Origin of the sequence: Methylobacterium aquaticum (assembly GCF_001043915.1) — a bacterium.
Classification (GTDB): domain Bacteria; phylum Pseudomonadota; class Alphaproteobacteria; order Rhizobiales; family Beijerinckiaceae; genus Methylobacterium; species Methylobacterium aquaticum.
In genome coordinates this window covers 23,265-29,443 of sequence record NZ_LABX01000225.1, presented here as the reverse complement: position 1 = coordinate 29,443, position 6,179 = coordinate 23,265, and the positions used below count along the sequence as shown (strand labels likewise).

The window sequence follows — 6,179 nt, the reverse complement described above, 5'->3', positions numbered from 1 at the left end:
CGCGGGTGGCGGCGGGGCCGCGAAGGGCAGGGTCGTCGAGGGCAGGCCCGGCGCGTCGAAGGGGGACGGGACGGCCAGGAAGGCCGGCACCGGCCCGAACGTGCCCGGCAGGCTCGGCATCGCCTCGCCGGTGGGCGGGGCGGTGGGGTCCGCCGGCGCGGGAGGGGTCTCCGGCGCGGCGTCCGGGCCGGGCAGTGCGCCCGTGGCGCGCAGGCGCGCCTCCGTCTCGGCGCGCATCGCCGCCTCGTCGGCCTCCGAGGGGATGTTGCCCGTCCCCAACCCCAGCACCGCGCCGGCCAGCGTGCCGCCGCGCAAAGCCAGCCCGCCGAGGGTGCCCAGCGCCTGGCCCGCCGAGGAAAGAAGAGAGGTGGCGAGCTCGCCCGCTGCCGCTCCCGCCGCGGCCGGAACCGCGGCCGCGACGCTCGCCGCGCCGGCTTCGGCCGGCGCAGGAAGCGGCGCTGGCGCCGGAGGCTCGGGCGGCAGAGGCGCCGGCATCACCGGCGGCGCGGGCGGGGGCGGCAGGCTCGCCGCCCGCTGCTCGGCCGCCGCCGTCATGTTGGCCTCGAACTGCGACTGCTGCTGGGCCGCGCGCGCGTCGGCCTGCGCGGACATGGTGTCGTTGAGCCCCTGAACCACCTGCTGGGGCGAGGGTTGGCTGGCGGTGAGCGCGCGGTTGAGATCCTGCTGGATCTGGATGAAGCGCTGGCCATTGGCGGCGTCGCTTGCGCTGCCGCTACCAGGCAAGTCGTTGGCCGGCGGGGGCGGGGCGCCGACGTAGATCGTGGGTAAGGCGATGGAGCCGCTGCTCATGCGGGGCCTCTCTCCTCGTGTCGCCGGGACAGGTTGATCTCTCAACCTGACGATCACCTGTCGGTGCGGCATCCGCCGCAGAGATCGCCGCCTGATCGAGGCGGAAGTGATTCAGCGGACTGCCGGCCTTCACAATGCAGCTCTCACGCCCGACGAGCGCGCCTTAAGCTCAGAAGCGGCTGGCGCAGGGCGCCGACGTTACGATCGTCCCACGCGGACCGGGACGCACGCCCGACTTCAGAGACAACGGCGTGCGGACCGAACCGAGGACTGTCACGAGCACCCGGAAGCAGACCGCTGATGGCTTGTCGGCCGCCATCTCCCGCAACCTTGCTGGATGCGCACGGATAATCGGGCATGGTCGTGATCGACGCGAGGCAGTAGCCGGGGATGACGCTCGAGACAGCCGGGAAAGCGATCAGACGGGGTCTCGGGGTGGACCTTGTGACAGGTGAACACCTGCGAGATGTGAAGATCCTGACACCGAAGGGCTCGGCCATTTTTCAGAGACAACCGATGGTCACTGAGGAGACGAAGGAAGCGGAGTTGAGCCGGCGCATCCGCGAGTCCCTCGCTGCGCGGCCCACCGATCGCGATCTGATGACGATCTGGCACGGCGACCTCGGGGCTTGTGCGGAATGGAACCTGATCGATCACCACGCTCAGGCGCGGCTCGTGCGCCTTCTGCCGAGGGACTTCGCGTTGGATGCCTTCGAACTCGTCATGACGGGCGTGCCGGAGGACTCGCAGGATGACGTGCCGCGTCCCGGAGAGGATCCATGGTCGTGGGATCCGGCAGGAATTCTTCGTTCGACGGGGCCGGGCCCAGGCGTGCGGCGCGTCATCCGGGACCGGACAGCGAACTCTCCTGTCGCCCAGACGGCGATGCGCGGTTCATCCCCACTCAACGGGCAGTCCAGAGCAGGAGTCGCGACGACCGACACGCTGAAGGCCTGCGATCCTGTGCCCTCTCGTTCCACAAGGATGACGAGGCTTGACAGCGATGAATCGAGGAAGCTGCTCGGATGCTGGTCCTCGCCAGCGCCCGGCTCGAAGGGGATGCGCGGGCGCGATCATGAGCCAGGAGCGGCCGAGACTGGGCAACACGGGTTCGAATGAAACTGTCGTAGAGGCTCCGCCGCCGCAAATCTTTGGTTTGCGGAGCAGGTGCCGACTGGCGCGAATACCGTGTTCTTCGGCCGGTCCGGGTAGACCGGCGTCGATCGACATCGTTCGTCGGCCGGCGGGCGGACCGTCAAGGTCGCTTCGGAGGCATTCCGCATCCGTGTTTCAACGGTGACACTCCCGAACTCGTCGGTGGGCGGCGGAGAAATTGTAATCGCACCGTCACACAACCTTAGCAGGGTCCCGGCCAGTCGGTGGCGCGGCCAAGGGGGCATCCGGTGCGAGAGACGATGATCTGGTCTGCCGCGTCGGTCCGCACGGCCCCGCGTCCCGGCGCGTTCGCGTAACGCCAGATGGGACCAACGCCGCCCGTCCGCCGCCTCCCGCGCCTGTCGGTTCTCGTTCCCGTCGGTGTCGCGTCGGCGCTGCTCGCCGCCTCGCCGGCGGCGGCCGAGCCGGCGGCGAGCCGGCCGGGTTCCGCGCCGGCCGCCATGGTCCCCGCCTGGCCGAGCAACGCGCGGGCCGTCGACGACGCCTCACGGTTCCATGCGACCCCGACCTGGACCGCCGGCACGACCCCCGCCCGGTTCCAGCCGAAGGCGCCGGAGCCCGAGACCGTCTCGGCCCCCCGCGGGCAACTCTCGCTCGCGGTGTCGCGCGGCAAGACCCTGCGCCTGTCACGGCCGGCCTCCTCGATCTTCGTCGCCGATCCGACCATCGCCGACATCCAGACGCCCTCGAACCAGGTCGTGTTCGTCTTCGGCAAGAAGCCGGGCCGCACCAGCCTGTTCGCCCTCGACGAGCGCGGCGACCCGATCGCCGAGTACGGCGTCGCCGTTGTCCAGCCGATCGAGGACCTGCGCAACCTCCTGCGCAGCGAGGTCGGCGATTACCGGCTCTCGGTCTCCTACACGCCCAACGGCGCCGTCCTCAGCGGCACCCTGCCGAATGCCGGCCTCGTCGAGACCGCCAAGGCCGTCACCGCCCAGTTCCTCGGCCAGGGCGCGACGGTGACGAACCGCCTCCGCGTCGCCGGTGCGCTCCAGGTGAACCTCCAGGTGCGCGTCGCCGAGGTGAACCGCCGCGTGCTCAAGGAGTTCGGGATCAACCTCAACGCCTCGGCCCGGGCCGGCCAGTTCGGCTTCAGCCTGGTCTCGGGTGGCTCGGGGGCCTCGCCCGGCACCGTGCCGATCACCGGCCGCGGCAACCAGTTCGGCGTGAGCTACTCGGACGGCATCAACAACATCACGGCGACGCTCGACGCGCTGGCCGAGGACGGCCTCGTGTCGATCCTGGCCGAACCGAACCTGACGGCGGTCTCGGGCGAGAAGGCGAACTTCCTGGCCGGCGGCGAGTTCCCGATCCCGATCGCTCAGGCCCTGGGCCAGACCTCGGTGCAGTTCCGCCGCTTCGGTGCGAGCCTCGAGTTTCAGCCCACCGTCCTGTCCTCGAACCTCATCAACATCCGCGTGCGGCCCGAGGTGAGCGAGCTGACCCCGGCCAACGGCGTCGAAGTGAACGGCCTCAGCATTCCCGGTTTGACGACGCGCTCGGCCGACACGGTGGTGGAGCTGGCCAGCGGCCAGAGCTTCGCCATCGGCGGCCTGATCCGCAAGAACTTCTCGACCAATGTCGGCGTCATGCCGGGGCTCGGCGACATCCCGGTCCTCGGCGCCCTGTTCCGGTCCAGCGCGTTCCAGAAGGACGAGAGCGAACTCGTCATCATCGTCACGCCCTATATCGTGCGCCCGGCGAGCTCGCCCCAGGCCTACAGCGCGCCGACGGACCGGGTCGCGCCGCCGACCGATGCCGGGCGCATCCTCCTCAACACCCAGACCAAGGCCCCCTCGTCACGGCTCGCCCCCCGCAAGGGCTCGGTCGGGCTCACGGGCGATGCGGGGCTCGGCGTCGAATGAGCGGCCGGAGATCGCCGATGCGCCGGATCGATCTCGCGCCGCTGCCCTGCTTCGTCGCCTTGGCGCTCGTTGCCTTGGCGCTCGCCGCCTGCGTGCCGGCGGCTCCGCCGGGTGCCGGCCCGGTCGCCCCGCCACCCGTCGCCGCGCCGGTCCTGCCGCGGGCGCCCGGCCCGGTGACGATCGTCGATCCGCCGGTCGAGCCCGCCGCCGCGGTGCTGGTGCGGCGCGAGGCCGTGCCGCGGCCGGTGGTGCCCTACGAACAGGCCGCCCGCCTCTCTCCGCCGGGCGCGCCCGTCGTGCTGCCGCCTCCGGTCCCGCCGCCGGGCGGGCGCCAGGAGACCCTGGTCGAGGCCGTGCCGTCGACGGGCCTGATGGGCCGCAACGACCGGCGCCGCTTTCTCGCCTTCCTCGCCGCGGCCGGCCGCGGCCGGTTCGACGCCCTGCACCTGGAGCTGCGCGGCGGGAACCGCGGCGCCGCGCGGGCGCTCGCCGAGACGGCGCGGCGGGCGGGCGTCGACCCGGCCCGGATCAGCGCCGTCGATGCCGGCTCCGCGGGCGGCCGGGTCGAGGTGATCGCGACGCGCTACGTGGCGATTCCGCCGAACTGTCCCTCGCTCGCGGTGGTCGGCCCCTCCGTCAACGACAACGATTTCGACCCGACCCACGGCTGCTCGAACCGGGCCAACCTCGCCGCGATGGTCAACGATCCGCTCGACCTCGTGCGCAACGACGTGGTGGTGCCCGCCGACGGCGCCTACGCGGCCCGGGGCATCGAGCGCTACCGCGCCTCCTACACCCCGGAGCGCCGAGGGTCGGACGGTGCGGGCGGCCAGGCTCCGATCGACAACGGCTTCGCCTCCGGTCCCCTCGGGGGCGCGGTGCTCGGCGCGGGCGGGCCGGTCTCGCGCTGAGCGGAGCCTCGTCCCCGATGGCGCATCGACAGGTGTTCGTCAGGTCGGGGGTGCACCCTGTGCGCGTCGAACGCGGCGGGGGAGGACGGGATGAGCGGCAGCACCATCACGAACTTCGCCTTCACGCCGCCCGCGCCGCCCGGCGGCACAAGCACCATCGCCCTGCCGGAGATCCGGGTCGGCCCCGAGCCGAATCTCGGCGGCGGCGCCTTGCCGGGCGACGGCAGCTACGGCGATCCGATCACCGGCTTCCGCCAGATCAACCAGCAATTCGCCGACAGCCAGCGCGAGTTCTCGGCGCGGATGGACGCGCAATCGGCGCAATTCAACGCCCAGCTCCAGGCCCAGGGCGAGGCGCGCGCAGCGCAGATGCAGGCGCGATTCGACTCGAACATGGCGAGCATGGACGCCCAGCGTGCGGCCCAGTTCGCCGCACCGCCGGTCATGGGCCCGATCCTGCCGCCGGATTTCTTGCAGACCGCGCAGGCGCCGCCGGCCCTGCCGCCGATGCCGGCGCCCGCCTTCGGCCTTGACGGCCCGATCGCGCCGGCCGATGCGGCGGCGGCCGGGACGATCGGCCTCGGCCAGCCGGCCTTCGGCCTCGGCGGCCCGGTGGCGCCGGACGGTACGCCCGTGGCACCGGCCGCGAACACAGCTGCGGATCAACCTCTGCCCCAGGCCGGGGACGGCCTCTCCTATCGTGGCGCGGTACTGCCCATCGGCGTGACGACGCAGGGCGACCTCGTCCCGGCCCTGCCGGGCTTCCTGAAATCCGTGGTCGACGGCCTGGGCTCCTTCAACAGGGTCCTGGACGGCGAGGTCCCGGTCTACGATCCGATGACGGGTGGTGTCATCCAGGAGGCCATCGAGAGCAGCCTCACCCTCTCCGGCCTCGCCGTAACGGGCGGCGTCGGCGGCGTAGCGGTAAGGCAGGGTGAGTTGGTGCTCGGGGCGGGGCTCGTCCGGCCGGTCGCCAATCCGGCCCTAGCCGAGGCCCGACTCGGCGCGCTCACCCGTGGCGAGATCAGCGCACAGGAGGCGCTCGCGGCGCGGCGGGTAGAATTCGGCCTTCCCCCCGCCGGTGCCCCCAACGATAACGCCACGCTGTCGTTGCTCGCCATGGGCGGGAGGGCTTTCGAGGGGATCAACCGGGGTTTGCAGAACCCGGCCAGAGCGATGACCCTCGATCGCGTCAATGCTCAAACCGTCACGCATGCCGAGGCGGACGTGGTGCAGCAAGCCATCGACGCCGGTCTCGCCGGAACGGTCCGTCGCGCGGACATGACCATCGACCGTGCTCCCTGCACCTCCTGTGGCAAAGCCGGCGGCCTCCGCTCGCTGGCGCGCAATCTCGGCGTCGACGAACTGCACGTGACTTGGCCCGGCGGTCAGCAGACTTTTACGCCAACGAAATAGC

4 protein-coding genes and 1 pseudogene are annotated in these 6,179 nt (G+C 71.8%); 4 read left to right on the top strand and 1 reads right to left on the bottom strand.

Annotated elements, in window-relative coordinates; genetic code table 11:
* Positions 1 to 810: pseudogene (locus VP06_RS26175) on the bottom strand (hypothetical protein); the annotation flags it as partial.
* 390 nt (positions 811 to 1,200) lie between these two features.
* Between VP06_RS26175 and VP06_RS36665 the strand changes: the two are divergent.
* The 4 genes from VP06_RS36665 to VP06_RS35330 all read left to right on the top strand — a co-directional run bounded on the left by VP06_RS36665 (position 1,201) and on the right by VP06_RS35330 (position 6,178).
* The gene (locus VP06_RS36665) at positions 1,201 to 1,929 is read left to right on the top strand and encodes a hypothetical protein (RefSeq protein ID WP_156295779.1); all 729 of its coding nucleotides are present in this window, start codon (positions 1,201 to 1,203) and stop codon (positions 1,927 to 1,929) included.
* Between the two features lie 359 nt (positions 1,930 to 2,288).
* Positions 2,289 to 3,851 (top strand): type II and III secretion system protein family protein, encoded by a 1,563-nt coding sequence (locus tag VP06_RS26170; RefSeq protein WP_245291321.1) that lies wholly within the window; start codon positions 2,289 to 2,291, stop codon positions 3,849 to 3,851.
* Positions 3,852 to 3,868: 17 nt separating this feature from the next.
* A complete protein-coding gene (locus tag VP06_RS33895) occupies positions 3,869 to 4,762 on the top strand; it encodes a CpaD family pilus assembly lipoprotein (RefSeq protein ID WP_053082040.1) in 894 nt (297 codons plus the stop codon).
* A gap of 90 nt (positions 4,763 to 4,852) precedes the next feature.
* The gene (locus tag VP06_RS35330) at positions 4,853 to 6,178 is read left to right on the top strand and encodes a deaminase (RefSeq protein ID WP_082167631.1); all 1,326 of its coding nucleotides are present in this window, start codon (positions 4,853 to 4,855) and stop codon (positions 6,176 to 6,178) included.
* Position 6,179: the final 1 nt, after the last annotated feature.